The 20,167-nt window shown below is 73.7% G+C and carries 18 protein-coding genes; 11 read left to right on the top strand and 7 right to left on the bottom strand.

Annotated elements, in window-relative coordinates; all coding sequences use genetic code 11:
- Window positions 1-134: 134 nt before the first annotated feature.
- From MKK53_RS16545 to MKK53_RS16515, 7 genes are all read right to left on the bottom strand, one after another.
- Complete coding sequence (locus MKK53_RS16545; protein ID WP_243929795.1) at window positions 135-839, bottom strand: response regulator transcription factor; 705 nt, start codon at window positions 837-839, stop codon at window positions 135-137.
- Window positions 836-2,482, bottom strand: a complete 1,647-nt coding sequence (locus MKK53_RS16540) for a sensor histidine kinase (protein WP_243929794.1) — start codon at window positions 2,480-2,482, stop codon at window positions 836-838. Before MKK53_RS16540 ends, MKK53_RS16545 begins: the two co-directional genes overlap by 4 nt.
- Before the next feature lie 135 nt (window positions 2,483-2,617).
- A complete protein-coding gene (locus MKK53_RS16535; protein ID WP_243929793.1) occupies window positions 2,618-2,824 on the bottom strand; it encodes a hypothetical protein in 207 nt (68 codons plus the stop codon).
- Between the two features lie 115 nt (window positions 2,825-2,939).
- Window positions 2,940-3,734: a formylmethanofuran dehydrogenase subunit C gene (locus MKK53_RS16530; protein WP_243929792.1), complete on the bottom strand. Its 795-nt coding sequence runs from the start codon at window positions 3,732-3,734 to the stop codon at window positions 2,940-2,942.
- Window positions 3,735-3,737: 3 nt separating this feature from the next.
- A complete protein-coding gene (gene fhcD, locus MKK53_RS16525; protein WP_243929791.1) occupies window positions 3,738-4,685 on the bottom strand; it encodes a formylmethanofuran--tetrahydromethanopterin N-formyltransferase in 948 nt (315 codons plus the stop codon).
- Between the two features lie 163 nt (window positions 4,686-4,848).
- Window positions 4,849-6,477, bottom strand: a complete 1,629-nt coding sequence (locus MKK53_RS16520) for a formylmethanofuran dehydrogenase subunit A (protein ID WP_243929790.1) — start codon at window positions 6,475-6,477, stop codon at window positions 4,849-4,851.
- Entirely contained in the window at window positions 6,471-7,547 is a 1,077-nt protein-coding gene (locus MKK53_RS16515) for a formyltransferase (protein WP_243929789.1), read from the bottom strand. The genes MKK53_RS16520 and MKK53_RS16515 overlap by 7 nt, the downstream gene beginning before the upstream one ends.
- A 799-nt stretch (window positions 7,548-8,346) precedes the next feature.
- Between MKK53_RS16515 and MKK53_RS16510 the strand changes: the two genes are divergently transcribed.
- From MKK53_RS16510 to MKK53_RS16460, 11 genes are all read left to right on the top strand, one after another.
- On the top strand, window positions 8,347-9,318 hold the full coding sequence (locus MKK53_RS16510) for a beta-ribofuranosylaminobenzene 5'-phosphate synthase family protein (protein ID WP_313901561.1): 972 nt from the start codon (window positions 8,347-8,349) through the stop codon (window positions 9,316-9,318).
- Between the two features lie 100 nt (window positions 9,319-9,418).
- The gene (locus MKK53_RS16505) at window positions 9,419-10,312 is read left to right on the top strand and encodes an NAD(P)-dependent methylenetetrahydromethanopterin dehydrogenase (RefSeq protein ID WP_243929788.1); all 894 of its coding nucleotides are present in this window, start codon (window positions 9,419-9,421) and stop codon (window positions 10,310-10,312) included.
- A gap of 11 nt (window positions 10,313-10,323) precedes the next feature.
- Complete coding sequence (locus MKK53_RS16500; RefSeq protein ID WP_243929787.1) at window positions 10,324-11,478, top strand: ATP-grasp domain-containing protein; 1,155 nt, start codon at window positions 10,324-10,326, stop codon at window positions 11,476-11,478.
- Window positions 11,475-12,449, top strand: coding sequence for a methenyltetrahydromethanopterin cyclohydrolase (mch, locus tag MKK53_RS16495; RefSeq protein WP_243929786.1), 975 nt, complete (start codon window positions 11,475-11,477; stop codon window positions 12,447-12,449). Before MKK53_RS16500 ends, mch begins: the two co-directional genes overlap by 4 nt.
- 6 nt (window positions 12,450-12,455) lie before the next feature.
- A complete protein-coding gene (locus MKK53_RS16490) occupies window positions 12,456-13,364 on the top strand; it encodes a RimK family alpha-L-glutamate ligase (RefSeq protein WP_243929785.1) in 909 nt (302 codons plus the stop codon).
- 206 nt (window positions 13,365-13,570) lie between these two features.
- Entirely contained in the window at window positions 13,571-14,404 is an 834-nt protein-coding gene (locus MKK53_RS16485; RefSeq protein ID WP_243929784.1) for a triphosphoribosyl-dephospho-CoA synthase, read from the top strand.
- 252 nt (window positions 14,405-14,656) lie between these two features.
- On the top strand, window positions 14,657-15,169 hold the full coding sequence (fae, locus tag MKK53_RS16480) for a 5,6,7,8-tetrahydromethanopterin hydro-lyase (RefSeq protein WP_243929783.1): 513 nt from the start codon (window positions 14,657-14,659) through the stop codon (window positions 15,167-15,169).
- Between the two features lie 397 nt (window positions 15,170-15,566).
- Window positions 15,567-15,881 carry a polyhydroxyalkanoic acid system family protein gene (locus MKK53_RS16475; RefSeq protein WP_243929782.1) on the top strand — a complete coding sequence of 105 codons (315 nt, stop codon included), beginning with the start codon at window positions 15,567-15,569 and terminating at the stop codon, window positions 15,879-15,881.
- Between the two features lie 81 nt (window positions 15,882-15,962).
- A complete protein-coding gene (locus tag MKK53_RS16470; protein ID WP_243929781.1) occupies window positions 15,963-16,187 on the top strand; it encodes a hypothetical protein in 225 nt (74 codons plus the stop codon).
- Between the two features lie 168 nt (window positions 16,188-16,355).
- The gene (locus tag MKK53_RS16465; protein ID WP_243929780.1) at window positions 16,356-18,167 is read left to right on the top strand and encodes an ATP-binding cassette domain-containing protein; all 1,812 of its coding nucleotides are present in this window, start codon (window positions 16,356-16,358) and stop codon (window positions 18,165-18,167) included.
- Between the two features lie 72 nt (window positions 18,168-18,239).
- On the top strand, window positions 18,240-20,141 hold the full coding sequence (locus MKK53_RS16460) for a hypothetical protein (RefSeq protein WP_243929779.1): 1,902 nt from the start codon (window positions 18,240-18,242) through the stop codon (window positions 20,139-20,141).
- Window positions 20,142-20,167 lie beyond the last annotated feature (26 nt).

The raw sequence follows: 20,167 nt of genomic DNA, 5'->3' as shown, positions 1-20,167 counted from the left end.
CATCCCAAATTTTTCGTGAGAGAGTGCTGGAACTGCTTGATCCCACAAAATAATTCTGCGGCGCCGCACCCTCTCCCCCAAAGGTCCAAGACGCCGTCCCTTCCCCCGCGGTTCGCTGAGGGGGGAAGGCGGGCCTACTGCCGGAAGTCCGGGCCGCGCGACTCCAGCATGAAGCCCTTGCCGCGCACGGTGGTGAGCACCGGGCCGCCATGGCGCACGAAGTCGGCCATCTTCGAGCGGAGGTAGCCGATATAGACATCGACCACGTTCAGCGAGAGGCCACCCTGGCTCGCCCACAGGCGGTCGAAGATGTCGGCGCGGGAGACCGGCTTGCCGAGGCTGTCCATCAGCATGGCGAGCAGTTCCGCCTCACGCGGGGTCAGGCGGGCGCTGGCGTCGCCGCAGCTCACCTGCCTCGTGTCGAGGTCGAAGTGCAGCCGGCCGGCGACGAGGCGGGAGCGGGGTGCTTCGGCCTGCTGCCGCCGCATCAGGTGGGTGCGCAGGCGCGCCACCAGCTCCTCGAACTCGAACGGCTTGACGATGTAGTCGTCGGCGCCGATCGCGAGGCCCTCGGCCCGGTCGCGGATCTCGTCCCGGGCCGAGAGGAACAGGATCGGGCCGGCGAACCCGCCCTCACGCAGGGACCGGCAGACGTCGTGGCCCGACCCGTCCGGCAGGCCGACATCGAGGAGCACGGCGCCGGGGGCGGGGTCGCGGGCGGCCCTGAGGGCGTCGCCGACGCTGTCCGCGGTGCCGACCTCGAAGCCCTCGGCCTCCAGCCCCCGGGCGAGGAGGCCCCGGATATCGACGTCGTCCTCGACGATCAGGATGCGCGTCATGCGGCCGGCTCCCTCAGCTTCTGCGCGATGTCCGTGTGCCCGGGCGCTTGCCCCCTCCATGCGGCGTCGCTGGCGGGAATGTCCAGGCTCACGCGGGCGCCGCGTCCCTGCTCGGCCGGGCCGAAGCGGATCGTGCCGCCGTGCTGCTCCACGATCCAGCGGGCAAGGGCGAGGCCGATGCCGAACCCGGTCTCGTCCGGGGCCGGTGCCCCGCCCGGGCCCTTGCCCCGCTTGAACCGCTCCGTCAGCTCGGCCTCCGGCGCCCCGAAGCCGGGCCCGTCGTCGCTCACGGTGATCCGCGCGGCCGGCCCCTCCGCCCGGGCCAGGGCCACCTGCACCCGCGTCAGGCCGGTGGCGTGGCGCAGGGCGTTGTCGATCAGGCTCTCGATCGTCTGGCGCAGCCATTCCCGGTCGGCCACGCATTCCACATCCTCGGCACCGGGCACGAGGTCGAGGGCGATCCGGCGGCGGGCGGCCTCCGAGGCCATGGTGTCCACCGCCTCCGCCAGCACGACGGCCGCGCTGATCGGCCGGCGGTCGAGCTCGATCTCGCCCGATTCGGAGCGGGCGACCCGCAGCAGGTCCTCCACCCGCCGCTTCAGCCGCTGGGCCCGCTTGCGGATGGTGGTGAAGGCCGGCATCGGGTCGGCGGCCCGGGCATTGGTCCGCATGGCGATGTCGCACTCCCCGAGGATGACGGTGAGCGGCGTGCGCAGTTCGTGGCTGACGTCGGCGAAGAAGCGGCGGCGGGACAGGTCGACGGCCTCGAGCCGGGCGTTGGCGGCGCGCAGGTCGGCGGTGCGGGCGGCGATGGTGGATTCCAGGGCCGCCCGGTCGTCCGCCACGTGCTCCTCCCGCCGGGAGAGGCGGGTGGCCATGCGGTTGACGTTGGCCATGAGCAGCCCGAGCTCGTCCCGGGACTGCACCCGCAGCCGCGTGTCGAGGGCCCCGTGGCCGATGGCGCTGGCGGCGCGGCGCACGTCGTCGATCCGCGCCAGGATCGGCCGGGTGAGCGCCCGGTACAGGGTCACGAGAAGCGCCAGGGCGACCGCCACCGCGACCACCGCCGCCGCGCGCAGGCGGCTCGACAGGTCCCGCGCCTCCTCCGATCCCCGGGTCATGCTCCGGCGCTCGGCCTCGATCAGGAAGGAGAGCGGCTGGCCGGTCATGGCGCCGAACCCGTTGAGGGCGCCCTTGATCGAATCCTGGCGCTTGTCGGGGTCCATCTGCCGGCTGATCAGCGAGACCTGCCGGTCGAGGATCACCCGGGCCCCGCGCAGCTGCGACATCGGCCGGGAGCGCATGGCGTATTGCATCCGGTCGGTGGGGTCGTCGCTCGGCGGGAAGCTCCGGGCCATGGCCTCGTCCACCGCGGTGAGGGCCTTGTCGACGTTGGCGCGGGCGATGGCCATCGCCTCGGGTTGCCCGTCCGGGTTGCCCACGGTCTCCACGGCGGCGAGGCCGAACTGGGTGAGCCGGCCGGAGAGTTCGGCCAGGAGTTCGAGGCGCCCCTGGGCCGCCAGCGTCCGGTCCACCGTGCGCTCGGCGACGCCGATCGAGGCCAGCACCGCCGCCGCCGCCAGCAGCACCACCAGGGCGCTGCCGGCAAAGAGGACCGCGAAGCGGGCCTTCAGGGAGCGCATGGGGGGCGACCCTCCACCATGGCCGTCATCGCACGCGACGCGAGGCGGCCCAGGGCCGCGGGAGGCGTCCGACCGTCGCGGATCCCCGGATCGCCCGGCTTCGCTCGCGGTGGCGGTACGGGCGCATCGCGGTGCTCACGGCTTCTTCGGCGGGGCCGCGTTCGCCGCGCAGCGCCACTTCTCGACGTGCCATTCGGGGTGCTCGTCCTGCCACTGGGCCAGGACGCTCTGGGAGTTGCGCAGGCAGACGAAGGCGTTCGCGGCCCCGCCGCCCACCGGGATCTGCTCGTCGCGGCAGGTGGCGGGCTGGGCGATCAGGCAAACGGACAGCAACAGCAGCACAGGCGACCTCCCGAATGCCGGTCATCGATGCGCGCCGGCTTGCCGTGAGCATAATCCGCCGGGGCCTGCGCTGGACAGGGGCCGCCCCCGCGCCCCGCGGGCGCAGGGGCCGCCCTCAGCCGGCCACCCAGATCTCGCCTTTGGCGAGGGTCGCGAGGTCGCCGGAATAGCGCCGCAGGGGTTTGGCCAGCAGCGCCGCATGGGCCTCGCTCAGGCTGTTCAACTGCCGGGCGAGGAGGCGCAGGAACACGAGGTCGTGGCTCCCGGTCTCCACGAAGGTCGGGGAGAGCGCCCCGTGCCGGCCGACCACGAGGGTGCCCCGGCGCATCCCGTAGCCCGGCAGGTCGCCGACTTCGAGGGCGGCGAGGGTGCCCGCGATCATCCGCGCCCCGGCATGGGCGCCCGTCCGCCCGGCGAGGATCAGGCCCCGCCGCATCCGGTCGCCGCAATGGTCGCCCGCCGTGCCGCGGATGATCAGCGTCGCCCCGTCGAGCCCGGCCTTGGCCGCGTAGACGGCGCCGCCCGCGAAATCGCCTGCATCGCCCTCGATGGTGATCGTCCCGCCCGTGGCGCCGGAGGCCGCGTAGGGGCCCGCATGGCCGGTGACGGTGAGCGTGCCCGCCGCCATGCCCGCGCCGAGGCGCTGGCCGACATCGCCGACGACGCGGATCGTGCCCTCGGAGAGCGAGGCCCCGACCCGGTCGAGGCGTTCATGCCCGCCTTCGATGGTCAGGGTGTCGGAGCCGTCGAGGGAGACGGAGAAGCAATCCCCCAGGCGCATGCCCCGGCGGCTGGTGCCGACCTCCAGCCGCTCGGCCTCGCCCTGGGACAGGCGGCTGAGGGACAGGGGGGAGAGGGAGAGGAAATCGAGGCGCTCCGGGGGCGCCTCGCGCAGGGTGAGGGTGCTCAAGGCTCAGCCCTCCTGGCCGCCGGCCGGCGCGAGCAGATCGCGCAGGTGGTAGTGGTGGCGGCCGAGATTGCCGCCGTAATTGCCCGCCGTGACGGCGATCAGCCCGTGCCGCTCGCCGATCTCGGTGGCCGCATGGAGCCCGGCCCGCATCGAATCCGACACGCCCTGCGAGGTGAGGGCGTCGATGACGATCTCCAGCACCACGCCGCATTCGGGGGGCAGCGCGGAGCCGGCCCGGCCCTTCAGGGTCGGGCAGTAGGCGTCGTTGGTGGAGGCCATCATGCCCTTGGTTCGCCCGCCAACCTTCGAGCCGGAGCGGACGATGCCGCCGGGGAAGGGCAGGATCGCGCCCGGTACGGCGGTGGCCGCCTCCACCGCGATCTCGGCGACCTTCAGCGTCTCGGCGTGGGTGCGGCCGAGGAACAGCAGGTTCCCGCCCCCCACCGCGCCCTCGACGGCGCGCACCGAATCCTCGCACAGGAACTCGCCGTCCATCACCGGGATGCGCCAGTAGCGGCGCTCCTTGCCCGTGGCGTCGGGCACGCGCTTGGCGATGGCGAAGCCGTCGCCGAAGTAGCGGATCGCCCCGCCGAGCTTGATCTTGTTCGGCCCCTCGACGCCCGCGTAGCAGGCGGTGCCGGGGCAGGTGAGGATGCACTGGCCGACCCGCTTGATCAGCTGGTCCTTCAGCCCGTTCGGCTCGAAGCCGAACAGCAGGATGCGCACGCCCGGCCGCCCGTCCGGCGTCTCCTCCGGCGAGAGCACGGCGTCGATCCCGGCCTCGGCGCCGCAGCCGATCACCGAGGTGGCGAAGCCGGTCATGGTGGTGGCGGCGATCATCGCCCACTTGGCCGTGTCGTTGGTGACGACGATGGCCGTGCCGGCCACGTCGAACGCCTCGGCGAAGGTGTCGATGACGCGGATGCCGTTGAGGGTGAGGTCACTGGACATCAAACTTCGGTCCCCCGTGGGGCAGTGTCGCCTCTCCGCTTACTCACTGTCATTGCGAGCGCCAGCGAAGCAATCCAGGGATGCGCCAAGGTTTCAGAACGTCCCGCTGCCCTGGATTGCTTCGCTGCGCTCGCAATGACGGGGAGGGGAAGAGCCGTGTGCATCACACCTGGCATGGCACGGCCTCGAAGGTCGGTGCGTCGAACGCCGCATCCGGCACCGTGAAGCTCTCCAGCCCCGCGCCGAACCGCTCGGTGAGGTAGGCGTCGGTGCGCTTTTCCATCGCCTTGTCCGACTCGACGGTGAGGGACAGGGTGCGCCCCGCCCGCCATTCCACCACTTCGCCGTCCTCGACGATCGGCACGCCGTCCTTGAGCACGAGCTTGGCGGCGGTGAACATCGCGGTGCGGTTCGGGTCGTCCCGGTAGACCGCCACGTCCGCCCGCGCTCCGGCGCGCAGATGTCCCCGGTCGGTGAGGCCCAGGAGCTTGGCCGGGCCGGAGCGGGTGAGCTGCGCGATCTCGGACAGGGTGTATTCCCGCGCGATCCCCGGCAGGCCGCTGCGCTCGCCGACGATGCCCGGCAGGGCCGCGATCTCGCGCTCGCGCTCGCCCTTGTCCATCAGCAGGTGGATGATGCGCGGATACTGCGTGAACGGGCCGCCGTTCGGGTGGTCGGTGGTGAGGATCGTCCGCTCCGGGTCGGGGGAGAGCAGCATGATCTCCAGGCCGATGGCCCATTGCAGGGAGCTCGTCGGACCCTTCGGCCGGTAGAGGAACGGCACCACGCCGCCGCCCTCGGCGTCGCCCGCGTTCAGCACCCACTTCTTCGGGTTGGCACCCTTGCGGCCGGCGAACTGGCGCAGGATGTCGAGGGAGACCGTCACCGTCTGCCCGAACACCACCTGCCCGATGTCGAGCGTCGCCTCCGGGTTGTCGCCGATGGCCCGGGCGATCCGCTCGGCGGCCGAGCGGAAGCCCTTGCCGTCATCCGTCTCGCCGTAGGCATAGAACTGCGCGTGGGCGAAGTGGATGCGCCGGCCCTCCGCGGCGTCGAGCGTCGCCATGAACGAATCGTCGGCGCCCGGCAGGCCGAGGTTGTTGCAGTGGACGTGCAGCGGATGCGGCACGCCGATCTCCTCCACCGCGTCGAGGAGGGCGCCCATGATCTTGCGGGTCGAGAGCCCGTAGCAGGGGATCTCGTCGTCCAGGGAGAGCTTGAGGGCGCCGTCCTTGAAGGCCGAGGCGCCGCCCGCGTTGATGCACTTCACCCCGAGGCCGCGGGAAGTCGCGACGTTGAGGGCCACGAGGTCGCGCACCGCCGCCTTGCCCGCACCGTCGCGGAGCAGTTGCAGCAGGTGGTCGTCGTTGCCCATCACCGTCAGGGCGCCCCGGTCGAGGAGCGGGATGTCGGCGAGTTCGAGCTGCGTGGCTAGCGCATGGGTCGGCGGCATCGCCGGCTCCACGGCGGTGGTGTAGCCCATCCGCGCATAGGTCGAGCCGATCCAGGCGGCGGCCCCGCCGGCATGGGCGAAGGGGTGCCCCTCCGGCGCCGCCTCGCTCACGTAGAGGTCGGGCAGCAGCAGCCGCGAGGTGATGACGTTGCCCCCCGCGATGTGGGAATGCACTTCGACGCCGCCGGCCATCACCACGCAGCCCGACGCGTCGATGACGCGGTCGGGCTCGCGCCCCGGCGCCTCGACCACCCGGCCGTCCTGCACCCAGACGTCGCCTACGGCGTCGCGGGACGCGGTCGGATCGACGACGCGCCCGCCCCGGATCACGCTCAGCATGCGGTCTCACTCCTCGCCGCAAGACGGTTGGCCAATCGCCCCAGCACGGAGGCGGCCGTGGGCAGGTCCGCCGGAGCGGACGCGCCCGGTTGGGGCGGCCGGTAGGCCAGGGCGCCCCGGGCTTCGTTCCACAGCACCCCGCCGACATCGCGGCCCGGCACGCCCACCGCGATCACCACCTCGGCGGCGTCGGGATCGGCCTCGCCCACCAGGGCGACCGAGGGCACCCGGCCGAGCCAGCTCGGCCGCGGGGCGGGAACGGAGGCGATCCAGAGGGCGGCGTCGGCCTCTCCGGCCGCGATCTGCCGCGCCGCGTCGAACCGCCAGGGGTCGTGCTCCGGCACCCGCCGGCCCAGCCCGACCCGCGGAGCCTGCCCGGTGGTCCAGGCCGAGACGGGGACCACCGCCCGGTCCTGGTTCACGCCCGGGCCGGGCACCGCCAGGGCGAAGCCGCGGGTCTTGTCGTTGAGGTCCACGGCGAGGCCCTGGACCGTCTCCACGCCCATCTCGCCGATCTCGGCGGGGTCGTAGAGCACCGCGACGTAGCGCGCCGAGGCCAGCCGCTGCGTCAGGTCCGCGACGGGCGAATCGTCCGAGAGGTGGCCCCGGAGATGGGCGCGCAGCAGGGCGAGCGCCGGAAGGCAGCCGCCCTCCGCGGAGACGGAGACGGTGGCCCGATCCTGCGCGGCGCCGAGGGCCAGCAGGGACCGCTCGGCCCCCGCCGCCCGGCCCCTCGTGGGGCGGCTGCCGACGAGGCGGCCGACGAGGTCGGACTTCCAGGGATTCGCGCCCACCACGAGCACGGCATCGGCCCGGCCCACGACCTCGGCGGGGGTCGAGGTCATCGCCCCCACGCGGCTCAGGGCGCCGAGCTCGGCATAGGTGCCCGCCGCGCCGTCCGTATCGAGGGATGCGCCCACGCGCCCGGCGAGGGCGAAGGCCGCCTGGATGGCGGAGACCTCCGCGTTCAGGCCGGCGATGATCGGCACCCGCGCCGCGCCCAACAGGTCCGCCGCCGCGGCGATGGCGGCGTCGATATCCGTGGCCGCGCCTTTGACCCAGGCTGGCATGGCTCCCCTCGCTCGATCTTTCTTTCGACACGGCCGGCCCGGGGGCCTGACGGTCGCGATCTCTGTCGGGCGGGCGACGGCCGTAAGACCGGAGGGGCGGGACATCGCGGACGAGTCCCGTCGGCTCGGAATGGCCTGCCCGTCCGGTTCGAACCGGACGGACGGCAAACTCGGCGCGCCGTCGCGGGGCTAGGTTTGCCTTCATCGGGCGCATCCGGCAAGGCCCCCGGCCCAGGGAACCGACCGGGTCCTCCGCTTTGCGCGCCGCGAGGGGCCTTCCGCCATCGCCGGGTGGGGATCGGCGCGAGCCTGGTCCTGCCAATCTCTTCATCCGATGAGTCTGGCGGGAAGGCGGGTCTGGTCCTGTCGCGCGGTTGCCGCCTCTCCCCCCTCGCCCCGCTTGCGGGGAGAGGGACGCGACGACCCCGTCGTCGGCGCGTCGAGGCGGTAGCCGAAGGTGAGGGGGCGTGCCGACCGAGTCTCCTCCGGGAAGCCCCCTCACCGCCGCTCCGGCTTCGCCTGCGCTTCCCGCCGACACGACGAGGTGTCGCCGGGCCTCTCCCCGCAAGCGGGGCGAGGGGGAGTCCGCGCTTTCCTCGGCGAACTCCGCGCTCACAAGAACGAACATACCTTCCCGCCCAACCGCCCAGGATGAAGCGCCTTCGGGGTCGGACGGAAACCGCCGTGGCCCCTGTGGCCAGGGGGAGGATCCATTCGTGCCGACAAGGTTGCCCCATCGGGCCTCCCGTGTGAGAAGCGCCCGAGATCCGACACGGAGTCCGGGAGGAAGGGGATCGCCGTGGCCGACGTCCCCGTGCCCAGTGCCGAGAGCGTGCGCATCGAAGCGCCCGCGCGCCTGCATTTCGGCTTCCTCGACCTGCATGGCGGCCTGGGCCGCCGGTTCGGCAGCGTCGGGCTCGCCATCGATTCCCCCTCCCTCGCCCTGACCGCCCGGCCCGCGGAGACGCTCCATGTGGAGGGGCCGGAGGCCGAGCGCGTCCGGCGCTACGCGGCCGCCGCCGCCGGCCACCTCGGGGTCGGGACCGGGGTCGCCATCCGGGTGGAGCGGGCGATTCCCGCCCATGCCGGGTTCGGTTCGGGCACGCAGCTGGCGCTCGCCGTGGCGGCGGCCCTCGCCCGGCTGTCCGGGGAGCCCTTCTCGCCCCAGGATTTCTCCAACGCCCTCGACCGGGGCAACCGCTCGGGCGTCGGCCTGCGGGCCTTCACCGAGGGCGGGCTGATCGTCGATGGCGGGCGGAGCGCGGAGGCCGCGCCGCCGCCGGTGATCGCCCGGATGGCCTTCCCGGAGGCGTGGCGCCTCGTCCTGATTCTCGACCCGTCGATGGACGGGGTCCACGGCACCCGCGAGGTCGAGGCGTTCCGCGACCTGCCGCGCTTCCCCGAGGCCCAGGCCGCCGAGATCTGCCGGATCGTGCTGATGCAGGTCCTGCCGGCCTGCGTCACCGGGGATGTGGACGCGTTCGGCGCCGGCATCACCCGGATGCAGGATCTCGTGGGGGACCACTTCGCCCCGCACCAGGGCGGGCGCTACGCCAGCGCGGCGGTGGCCGGGGTGCTGGCCGAGGCCGCGCGCCGGGGCGTCGCCGGCTACGGGCAGAGCTCCTGGGGGCCGACCGGCTTCGTCCTGGCCCGCTCGGAGGAGGAGGCGCAAGCCCTCGCCGCCTCCCTCGACCGGGGCGAGGGCCTGCGCTTCCTGATCGCCCGCGGGCGCAACACCGGTGCAACGGTCGCCGGGGGGATCCGCGCGTGACGCGGGCGACTTCCCCTTGACCGGGGGCGTTGCGGGAGACTTCCTTGTGGAAAGCGGCCCTAACGAAGGGCCGATCAAGAAAATGGGAGAGGTCGAAGGAATGGCCCGCTCGATCCTGCACATGCTCACGCCGCTCCGGCACATGAGCCCGTTCGACGTGAACATGGCCGTCGATGCCGGCTTCGAGACCATCGTCGCCTATACCGAGGTCAGCCTGTCCGACGTGGTCTCGCTGACCCAGGACTCGATCTTCTCCCGCTCCCCGGCGGACGGCACGCGCACCGGCCTCTTCATCGGCGGCAAGAACGCCGAGGACGCCCTCGACATGGTCGACCGGGCGAAGAAGGCCTTCGTGCCCCCCTTCGTGAACCACGTCTTCGCCGACCCGGCCGGGTCCTTCACCACCGGGGCGGCCATGGTCGCCCAGGTCTCCCGCGCCCTGCGGGTGAAGTTCGGCACCGATCTCAAGGGCAAGCGCATCGTGATCTTCGGCGGTGCGGGCGTGGTCGCCTACGTGGCGGCGGTGATCGGCGCGCTGGAGGGGGCGCAGAGCGTCCTCGTCGGGCATGACGGCGAGGAGCGCGTCTCCAAGATCGCCTTCACCATGAAGTGGCGCTTCGGGGTCGAGGTCGGCGCCGTGGACGGCACCACCCCGGCCGACCGCCGCGAGGCGATCCGCGACGCCGACGTGATCCTCTCCGCCGGCCCCGCCGGGATCCCGATCCTGACGGCGGACGACCTGTCCTGCGCCCCGAAGCTCCTCGTCGCCTCCGACGTGAACGCGGTGCCGCCCGCGGGCATCGCCGGCATCGACGTGAACGCGGTGGACGTGGCGCTGCCCGGCGGCAGGGGCTTCGGCATCGGCGCCCTGGCGGTCGGCAACGTGAAGTACCAGACGCAGCGCCGCCTGTTCCAGCGGATGCTCGCGGCGGACACGCCGCTCTGCCTCGATTTCCGCGACGCCTACCCCCTCGCGGTGGAGATCGCCGGCTGAGACCGGGCCGGATGGGCGGGGCACTCCTGATCGCGGCACAGTCCGGGCGTGCCCTCGCCCAGGCGGCCCGGCGGGCGGGCCTGCGCCCCTGCGTCGCCGACCTGTTCGGGGACGAGGACACCCGCACCCTGGCCGCCGCCTCGCGGGTGATGCCGGGGTGGTTCGGCCGCGGCATGGTCGCCGGGGCCGTCCTCGACGCCCTCGAGGCCCTGGCTTCGGAGGCCGGGGAAACGATCGGCGTCGTCCTCGGCAGCGGGTTCGAGGACGATCCCGCCCTCGTCGCGGAGATCGGCCGGCGGCACCGCCTGGTCGGGGCCTCGGCGGAGGCGGTCGCCGCCCTGAAGGATCCCTTCGCCTTCGCGCACCTGTGCGCCCGGCTCGGCGTGCCGCATCCCCCCGTCGCGGCGGGGCCGGTGGACGATCCCTCGCGCTGGCTGTCGAAGGCCGTCGGAGGCTCGGGCGGCGGGCATGTCGGCCCCGCCACCGGCCCGCTGCCGGAGCCCGGCCACTACCTCCAGGCGCGCGTGTCCGGGCGCCCCTACGCCCTCAACGTCCTGGCCGGGAGGGACGGCGTGCAGGTCCTGGCCGTGACGGCGCAATGGTGCGCCCCCTCCCCGAGCCATCCGTTCCGCTACGGCGGCGCGCTGGCCTATGCCGCCGCCGAGCCCCATCCTTTGCCGGCTTCGCTCATCGCCGACGTGGCCGCCGCCGCCGAGAGGATCGCCGGGGCGACGGGCCTGCGCGGCCTCGCCAGCGCGGATTTCCTCTGCGACGGGGCCGCGTGGTGGCTCACCGAGATCAACCCCCGCCCCGGCGCCACCCTCGACGTGCTCGACAGGCGCCCCGTGCCGCTGCTGGCGGCGCATGTGGAGGCATGCCTCTCCGCCGGGCCACCGATGCATCCCGGTGCGCCGCCGGTGGATGCGGCGGCTTCGGCGATCTGTTACGCCCGGATCGATCACGCGCCGGTGCCCGCCGTCGCGTGGCCCGAGCACATCCGCGACCGGCCCGCCGCAGGCAGCACCGTGCGGCGGGATGCGCCGCTCTGCACCGTCTTCGCGACGGGCGCCGACGGGCGATCCGCCCGCGCCGCCCTCGATGCACGGACGGGGCGGCTGCGGATGGCCCTCAACGAGAACACAAAGGACGAGGAAGCCCGAGTATGAGCGACAGCCAGAGCCTCCCGAGCATCAACGCGCTGAGCGCCCCCCTGGTCGAGCGCCTCGTCGCCGAGGCGGGGGCCCTGCGGCTCGCCGTGTCGCAGGCGCCCGGCGGCGCCCGGATGGTGGATGCGGGCTCGGCGGCCCGCGGCTCCATCGAGGCGGGCCGGCGCATCGCCGAGATCTGCCTCGGCGGCCTCGGCACCGTCACCATCGCCCCCACCGGCCCGGTCGCCTCCTGGCCCTACACCGTCACGGTCCACACCGCCGATCCGGTGCTCGCCTGCCTCGGCAGCCAGTATGCCGGCTGGAGCCTCGCCGACGAGACCGGCGGCTCGGGCTTCTTCGCCCTCGGGTCCGGCCCCGGCCGGGCCGTGGCCGCCGTGGAGGACCTGTTCGGGGAACTCGGCTACCGCGACACGGCCGCCGCCACCGCCCTCGTCCTCGAATCGGCCGGCGGCCCCCCGGAGAGCGTCGTCGCCAAGGTCGCCGAGGCGGCGGGCGTGCGCCCCGAGGACCTGACCTTCATCTTCGCCCCGACCCAGAGCCTCGCGGGCTCCACCCAGGTCGTCGCCCGGGTGCTGGAAGTCGCCCTGCACAAGGCGCACACGGTCGGCTTCGACCTGCATGCCATCCTCGACGGGATCGGCTCGGCGCCGCTCTCCCCGCCGCACCCCGACTTCATCAAGGCGATGGGCCGCACCAACGACGCCATCATCTACGGCGGCCGGGTGCAGCTGTTCGTGGATGCCGACGAGGCGGATGCCCGCCAGCTCGCCGAGCAGCTCCCCTCCAGCGGCTCGGCCGACCACGGCGCGCCCTTCGCCGACATCTTCTCCCGGGTGAACGGCGACTTCTACAAGATCGACGGCGCGCTGTTCTCCCCGGCCGAGGCCATCGTCACCTCGGTCCGCACCGGCGCGACCTTCCGCGGCGGCCGGCTGGAGCCGTCGCTGGTCGAAGCCTCCTTCGCCTGAGCCGCGATGCGCATCGCCCTCGCGGCCGATAACGGCAACTGGCACAAGGCCCGGCTCCTCGCGGCGCTCCGGGCGCAGGGCGTCGAGCCGGTGCTGTTCTCGCTGGCCGACGTCACCGTCGAGACCGGCGGCGGCGAGCCGTTGCGGGTGCCGGGATTCGAGGGCGCCCTGCCCGACGGGGTGCTCCTGCGCACCATCGCGGGGGGGACCTTCGAGGCGACGACGATGCGGCTCGGGGTGCTCCACGCCCTGGTCGCGGCGGGCTGCGTGGTGTGGAACTCGCCCTCCGCCATCGAGCGGTCGGTGGACAAGGCCGCGACCTCCCTCCTCGTCGCCCGCGCCGGGTTGCCGACGCCGCAGACCTGGGTGGTCTCCACCCGGGCCGCCGCCGCCGCCATCGCCGCGCGGGAGGCCCGGCCCGGCGATCCCCTCGTCCTCAAGCCGCTGTTCGGCTCGCAGGGGGAGGGGCTCGCCCTGATCGAACGGCCCGAGGACCTTCCCGACGAGGAGGCCGTGGCGCGGGTCTTCTACCTGCAGCGCTACGTCCCCCGCCGGGACGGTCTGTGGCGGGACTACCGGGTGTTCGTCTGCGACGGCCGGGCCGTGGCGGGCATGATCCGCGAGGGCGACGGCTGGATCACCAACGTCCACCGGGGCGGCCGCCCGCTGCCCTGGGCGATGCCCGCCGCCGCCGCCGAACTGGCCGAGGCCGCCGCCGCCGCGGTGGGCGTCGCCTATTCGGGGGTCGACCTCGTGGAGGACGGGGAGGGCGGTTTCGCCGTGCTCGAAGTGAACTCGATGCCGGCCTGGTCCGGGCTCCAGACGGTCTGCGAGGCCGATATCGCGGCGCTGGTGGTGCGCGGGTTCCTGGGGGCGGTGCGGGCGGAGACGCGCCCGCGCCTCGTCGTCGCCTGAGCGGCGCCCGCTGCCGGAACACGTCCTATCGGACCCCCTCATCCTGAGGGGCCCGCCCCAGCGGGCCTCGAAGGAGGGCTCCGGGGACCGCGGAGCCTTCTGGAACCCTCCTCCGAGGCTGCTTCGCGGCACCTCAGGATGAGGGGGTTCAGCGGGAAAGCTCTGTCGTCTTCCGCGAAGGATCCCAACGAAAGGCGCCGAGACCCATGCTTACCCCCGCCCGGATCGCCGGCCTCTACCGCGACGCCTGCCTCACCGAACTCGACGCGCTGAAGGTCGGCAACGTCCACGCCTATGCGGCGGGGCACCGGATGGAGGTGGCCGATTTCGTGCGCAGCGCCGAGGTCTCCGCCGGGGGGCTGGCCCGCGAAGGGGCCGGGATCGGGGCGCGGGTGCTCGAAGGCGTCGCCGCCACCCGCGAGGCGGTGGGGCAGAACACCAACCTCGGCATCCTGCTGCTCTGCGCCCCCCTCGCCGTCGCGGCCGAGCGTGGGGTCGGCCTCCGGCAGGCGCTGGATGCGATCACGCCCGAGGACGGGCGCGACGTCTTCGCCGCGATCCGCCTCGCCTCACCCGGCGGCCTCGGCCGGGCGTCCCGCTACGACGTGACCGCCGGGGAGGCCGAGGCGCCGCCCCTCGCCGCCGCCATGGCGGAGGCCGCCCCCCGGGACCGGATCGCCCGGGCCTACGTCACCGGGTTCGAGGATATCCGCGCGGTCGGCCTGCCGGCGCTGGCCGCCGCCCGGGCGGCGGGGCTCGACGCGGCCTGGACCGCGAGTGCGGTCCACCTCGCCTATCTCTCGGCCTTCCCGGACAGCCATGTCCTGCGCAAGCACGGCGCCGCGGTCGCCGAGCAGGTCCGGGCCCAGGCCGCCGCCCTGCGCGCCGGGCTCGACATGGCGGCCCGGCCGGTGGCTCCGCTCCTCGCCCTCGACGCAGATTTGAAGGGGCGGGCCATCAATCCCGGCACCAGCGCGGACTTCACCGTGGCCACGCTGTTCTGGCAGGCTTTGGCGCAGGATGGGGCGCGCCTGACCTGATCCGGCTACGCTTCCCACGTCATCGCGAATCACGGGCGATCCTTTCGCCGGCATAAGATAATCCTCAAAATCAGGGCGTTGCGCGCCTTGTGACAGCCAGGGGGTCGCTGTAGGGTCCGCCGCGCTATCCGGCCGAACCGGCCCGGCCCCGCCCCATGAGGGGCGTGCCGGGCGCCGATAACAAGGATGGCTTCCCGGCAGCGGCTTCGTCCGGCGCCGCAGCCACGTACGGATTCCAGGGAGAGACACCGAATGGCGAAGATCAACAAGGTCATGGTCGGCGAGGCCCTCGTCGGCGACGGCAACGAGGTCGCCCACATCGACCTGATCATCGGACCGCGCGGCTCGCCCGCCGAGACCGCTTTCTGCAACGGCCTGGTCAACAACAAGCACGGCTTCACCAGCCTGCTCGCGGTCATCGCGCCGAACCTGCCGTGCAAGCCGAACACGCTGATGTTCAACAAGGTCACAATCAACGACGCCCGCCAGGCGGTGCAGATGTTCGGACCGGCCCAGCACGGCGTGGCCAAGGCTGTGCAGGATTGCGTTGCCGAGGGCATCATTCCGGCGGACGAGGCCGACGACCTGTACGTGCTGGTCGGCGTGTTCATCCACTGGGAAGCGGCCGACGACGCCAAGATCCAGCAGTACAACTACGAGGCCACGAAGCTGTCGATCCAGCGCGCGGTCAACGGCGAGCCGAAGGCGTCCGTCGTCACCGAGCAGCGCAACACGGCCAAGCACCCCTTCGCCTCCAACGCTTAGATCGGGGACGGCCCTGGGCAGAGCGCACCTCCGCCCGCACCGCGGGGTCTGCTCCAGCGGCTGGCATCGATCTTCCTCGGTCGTTGAGGCGTGAGGCGGAACACCGGTTCCCGGTGATCCGCCGCGCCACGGCGAGGACAAGGACATGCCGCCGTCCGCACGGACGGCGGTTTGGTCCGGGCTATGCTCCGCCCGGGGCGTTTCTCGGTTGGGCCCAAGGCCCAGACGGACCACGATTGGACGGGGCGGCGCGAGCCGTCCCGTTTTTCGTTTCGGCCTTCGTTGCCGGACGCGCGGGACGACCCCATCTGGAGGGTCCGGCTGCCCCCGCCGCGGATCCCCACCACCGCACGCCCCTCCGCGCCCCTCGCGCAGCGTGCCCAGCCCCGGTCGTCCCATGCCGAAGCCCCTCATCGTCGACATCCCGCACGACCTCGGCCAGGCCGAGGCCAAGCGTCGCCTCGAGGAGGGCACCGAGCAGGCCCGCGCCATGCTGTCGAAGAGCGGCATCGCCATCGATCAGCTCGCCTGGACGGGAGACCGGCTGGATTTCGGCGTCTCGGCGGTGGCCCAGAAGATCGCCGGGACGATCGATGTCGGTCCCGAGAGCGTGCGGCTGGAGGTGAAGCTGCCGTTCCTGCTCGCGCTGTTCGCCGAGAAGATCCAGCGGGTGGCGAGCAAGGAAGGCAACCTGCTGCTCACCAAGAAGTAGGCGGAACATCCCGCCCCCGCGCGCCGTTCGCCTTGCCAAAGCGGCCCCGGTCCAAGGGGCCGCGCAGTGAGGAGGCCCGCCATGGCGAACCCGTCCGATCCCGGCTCCATCCCGGAAGTGCCGCAGCCGACGCCCGCCCCCGATACGCCCTACGATCCGCCGCAGGTGCCGGCCCCCGGTCCCTCGCCCGAGATCCCCGGCAACACCCCCTCCGAGGCCCCGGGCATCCAGCCGCCGGAGATCCCGGTGAACGATCCCGGCAGCCAGCCGATGAGCCCGCCCGGCCCCGCCAACCCGACGGCCTAGGGCCCACTCCCTCGTCCCGAGCTCCGGCCGTGCGGGCGACGCGAAGCGACCCGGGGAGGCGCGAGGTCCCGAAGGGGTCCGCTGCCCTGGGTTGCATCGCGCCGCCTGCGGTGACGAGGCCGGATCGGAGCGTTTGAAGAGCCGGCGCCGCGCTGCCATAAGCGCCCCATGGCCGCCCCCCCGCTTCTCACCCTTCAGGATGCCGCGCTGACCTTCGGCGGCACGCCGCTGATCAGCCGCGCCGACCTCACCATCGCCCCCGGCGACCGGACCTGCCTCGTCGGCCGCAACGGCTCGGGCAAGTCCACCCTGATGAAGATCGCCGCCGGTCTCGTGGAGCCGGACAAGGGCCGTCTCTTCGTCCAGCCCGGCACGACGATCCGCTACCTCGCCCAGGAGCCGGATTTCTCGGGGTTCACCACCACCCTGGACTTCGTGGAGGCCGGGCTCGCGCCGGGCGATCCCATCCACCGGGCCCGCTACCTGCTGGAAAGCCTCGGCATGACCGGCGAGGAGGATCCGGCCCGTCTCTCCGGGGGCGAGGGGCGCCGGGTGGCGCTGGCCCGGGCGCTGGCGCCGGAGCCCGACGTGCTGCTCCTCGACGAGCCGACCAACCACCTCGACCTGCCGGCCATCGAGTGGCTGGAGGCCGAGCTGAAGGGCGTCCGCGCCGCCCTCGTCCTCATCAGCCACGACCGGCGCTTCCTCTCGGCCCTGTCGCGGTCCACCGTCTGGCTCGACCGCGGTGAGACCCGCCGGATCGAGCAGGGCTTCTCCGGCTTCGAGGCGTGGCGCGACGCCTTCCTCGAAGAGGAGGAGCGCGACCAGCACAAGCTCGAACGCAAGATCGCCGCCGAGGAGCACTGGCTGCGCTACGGCGTCACCGCCCGGCGCAAGCGCAACGTCCGCCGCCTCGGCAACCTCCACGCCCTGCGCGACGACCGGCGGGAGCACCGCCGCCCCGTCGGGCAGGTGAGCATGCAGGCGGGCGATGCGGAATCCTCCGGGACGCTGGTGATGGAGGCGCGGGACGTCGCGAAATCCTACGGCGAGCGGCGGATCGTGGACGGGCTGTCGCTCCGGGTGATGCGGGGCGACCGCCTCGGCATCGTCGGCGCGAACGGGGCGGGCAAATCGACCCTGATCAAGCTCCTGACCGGGGAGATCGGCCCGGATTCGGGGGCGATCGTCCTCGGCACGAACCTCAAGCCGGTGATCCTCGACCAGGGCCGGGCCGCCCTGGAGCCCGGCATGACCGTCACCGACGTGCTCACCGGCGGCCGGGGCGACAGCGTCGTCGTCAACGGCCGCAGCCGTCACGTGGTCGGCTACCTGAAGGACTTTCTGTTCGCCCCCGAGCAGGCGCGCACCCCCGTCTCGGTCCTGTCCGGCGGGGAGCGCAACCGGCTGCTGATCGCCAAGGCCCTGGCGCAGCCCTCGAACCTCCTCGTGCTCGATGAGCCGACCAACGACCTCGACCTCGAAACCCTCGACCTGCTCCAGGAGATGCTGGACGATTACGAGGGCACCCTGCTCCTCGTCAGCCACGACCGCGACTTCCTCGACCGGGTGGTCGGCGGCGTGCTGGTGTCGGAGGGGGAGGGCCGCTGGGTGGAGTATGCCGGCGGCTATACCGACATGCTGACCCAGCGCGGCAAGGGCGTCGAGGCCCGGGCGGCGGCGGGCAAGAAGGGCGAGGCCCGGGGGGAGAAGGCCGAGCCGCGCGAGCGTGCCGCCCCCCCCGCCGGCAAGCCCAAGCTCGGCTTCAAGGACCAGCACGAGCTGAAGACCCTGCCGGCCCGCATCCAGAAGCTCGAGGCGGCGATCGTCCAGATCAAGGCCATCCTCGCCGACCCCGACCTCTACGCCCGCGACCCCGCCCGCTTCGAGAAGGCGAGCACCACCCTGGCCCAGGCGGAGACGGAGCTGTCCTCCGCCGAGGATCGCTGGCTGGAGCTGGAGATGCTGCGGGACGGCTGAGGGCCCGCTGCCTTCGTGCTGCCGGAAACGGGCTGTGCTATAGGGCGCCCTCCCTCACCTCGGACCCGATCCGTGCCGCGACCCGAGACGTCCGCCCGAGCCCTGCGCCGCGCCGGCTGGCTCGCCGGCCTGCTGCCGCTCGCCGGGATCTGGGCCGCCCTCGCCCTCTGGGCGGGGCCCGGCATCGCCGGGAAGGTGGCGGCCGCAGGGGAGGGCATCGCCGCATCGACCTCCGCCGCGAACGGCGAGCCCTGGTTGCGGATCGCGGCCAGGGGCCGGGATCTGGTGGCCCAGGGCGAGGCGCCCGACGCGGCCGGCCGCGCCATCGTCCTCGCCCGGCTCGCCGCCCTCGACGGCCCCCGGCGCATCGTCTCGGAGATCGGCCTCGTGGAGACCGCCGCCCCCTTCCAATGGGCCGCGACCTGGGCCGGCGGCGCGGGGGTGACCCTGGAGGGCAGCCGCCCCGTCGAGATCGGCCGGCGCGCCCTGGAGGTGGAGGTGACCGGGGCCATCGGCGCGGGCACGCCGCTCAAGGACGGCGCCCGCGCGGCCCGGGGGGCCCCGCCGGATTTTCCCGCCGCCGCCGCCTTCCTGGCCGCGCGCCTGCCGAGCCTCATCCCCGGCGGCAAGGCCGTGCTGACCGACACGGTCCTCAGCATCTCGGGTGAAGCGGTCGACCTCGCCGCCTACGATTCCCTGCGCGCCGCCCTCGCCCGGCCGCCGGAGGGTTACAGCCTCGGCCGGGTCGACATCCTGCCGCCGAGGATCTCCGATTACCGCTTCAGCATCGCCCGGGACGGGGCCGGCGCCGCGCTCGCCGGCTACGTCTCCTCGGAGGCCATCCGGCAGGAGGCCGTCACCCTTGCGGCGGGGCTGACCGAGGGCGGCCCGGTGGAGGACCGGCTTCAGGCCGCCCGCGGCCTGCCATCCTCCGTCGATCCCCGGGCGCTGGTGGCGTTCATGGGCCGGCTCGCCGCCCTGATCCAGCGGGGCGAGGTCTCCTACGCGGGCGGCGCCGTCTCGGTGGGCGGTGACGCCATCGACCCGCAGGCGATCCCGGAGGCACAGGCCCTCCTGCGCGACGGACGCCCGGCGGGCGTCGGGGCCGGCACGGTGGCGCTCGCCGCCAAGCCGCTCTCGCCCTACCGGGTGAGCCTGCGCCGGAGCCCGGAGGCGGTGACGGTGAGCGGCCACCTGCCCGACGAGGAGACCCGCCGCCGGGTCCTCGCCGCCCTGCGCCAGCGCCTCTACCGCGAGGCGGTGGTGGACCGCACGCGCCTCGCCGAAGGCGCGCCCGCCGGGCTCGCCGCCGCCCTGGAGGCGGGGGCGGGGATGCTCTCCACCCTCGCCACCGGCGAGGCGACGGTGACGGACCGCAACCTCGGCCTGTTCGGCGAGAGCCTCTATCCCGAGGCGGCCGCCCGCGCCCCGGACCGCCTCGCCTCCGTCCTCCCGCCGGGGTGGACCGGCGAGGTCGCCGTCGAGCCGAAGGATCCGGACACCCGGCGCGATGCGGATTCCTGCCGCCAGGGCGTCGCCGCCGCCACCGCCACGGCGGACCTGCGCTTCCCCGTGGGCAGCACGGGCCTGACCCCGGCCTTCTACCCCGCCCTCGACGCCCTGGCCGCCCTGGCCAAGGCCTGCCCCGATCTGCGCCTCGCCGTGTCGGGCCCCGCCGACCCGCCGGGGGCCAAGCCCCCGCCCTCCGCCGACGAGCCGAAGAAGCCCGCGCCGGTCGCGGACCGGAAGAAGGCCCCGGCCAAGCCGGCCAAATCCGACGAGAAGGCGCCGTCCAAGCCGTCCCCCGAACCCTCCGCCGAGGCCAAGCCGCCGGAGGAGGAGGGCGCCGGCCTCGCCCGCCAGCGGGCCCTGGCGCTGGTGGAGTATCTGCTGCAGGCGGGGATGCGGCCGGGTCAGGTGGCGGCGGGGCCCGACAGGGGGGCGGGGCCGGCCACGGTCGCGCTGGCGCCGTGACCGCCGGATCGCACCCCTCGGAGGCC

The organism is Methylobacterium sp. J-076 (assembly GCF_022829405.1).
Classification (GTDB): Bacteria; Pseudomonadota; Alphaproteobacteria; order Rhizobiales; family Beijerinckiaceae; genus Methylobacterium.
The sequence above is the reverse complement of the archived record's forward strand: the minus strand, read 5'-3'. Positions and strand labels throughout refer to the sequence as shown.

What these genes read in the sequence shown, in the direction of transcription:
- MKK53_RS16545 (WP_243929795.1), bottom strand. Translation starts at nt 839, where the DNA reads ATGACGCGCATCCTGATCGTCGAGGACGACGTCGATATCCGGGGCCTC.
- MKK53_RS16540 (WP_243929794.1), bottom strand. Translation starts at nt 2,482, where the DNA reads ATGCGCTCCCTGAAGGCCCGCTTCGCGGTCCTCTTTGCCGGCAGCGCC.
- fhcD (WP_243929791.1), bottom strand. Translation starts at nt 4,685, where the DNA reads ATGTCCAGTGACCTCACCCTCAACGGCATCCGCGTCATCGACACCTTC.
- MKK53_RS16520 (WP_243929790.1), bottom strand. Translation starts at nt 6,477, where the DNA reads ATGCTGAGCGTGATCCGGGGCGGGCGCGTCGTCGATCCGACCGCGTCC.
- MKK53_RS16515 (WP_243929789.1), bottom strand. Translation starts at nt 7,547, where the DNA reads ATGCCAGCCTGGGTCAAAGGCGCGGCCACGGATATCGACGCCGCCATC.
- MKK53_RS16505 (WP_243929788.1), top strand. Translation starts at nt 9,419, where the DNA reads ATGGCCCGCTCGATCCTGCACATGCTCACGCCGCTCCGGCACATGAGC.
- MKK53_RS16500 (WP_243929787.1), top strand. Translation starts at nt 10,324, where the DNA reads ATGGGCGGGGCACTCCTGATCGCGGCACAGTCCGGGCGTGCCCTCGCC.
- mch (WP_243929786.1), top strand. Translation starts at nt 11,475, where the DNA reads ATGAGCGACAGCCAGAGCCTCCCGAGCATCAACGCGCTGAGCGCCCCC.
- MKK53_RS16490 (WP_243929785.1), top strand. Translation starts at nt 12,456, where the DNA reads ATGCGCATCGCCCTCGCGGCCGATAACGGCAACTGGCACAAGGCCCGG.
- MKK53_RS16485 (WP_243929784.1), top strand. Translation starts at nt 13,571, where the DNA reads ATGCTTACCCCCGCCCGGATCGCCGGCCTCTACCGCGACGCCTGCCTC.
- fae (WP_243929783.1), top strand. Translation starts at nt 14,657, where the DNA reads ATGGCGAAGATCAACAAGGTCATGGTCGGCGAGGCCCTCGTCGGCGAC.
- MKK53_RS16475 (WP_243929782.1), top strand. Translation starts at nt 15,567, where the DNA reads ATGCCGAAGCCCCTCATCGTCGACATCCCGCACGACCTCGGCCAGGCC.
- MKK53_RS16470 (WP_243929781.1), top strand. Translation starts at nt 15,963, where the DNA reads ATGGCGAACCCGTCCGATCCCGGCTCCATCCCGGAAGTGCCGCAGCCG.
- MKK53_RS16465 (WP_243929780.1), top strand. Translation starts at nt 16,356, where the DNA reads ATGGCCGCCCCCCCGCTTCTCACCCTTCAGGATGCCGCGCTGACCTTC.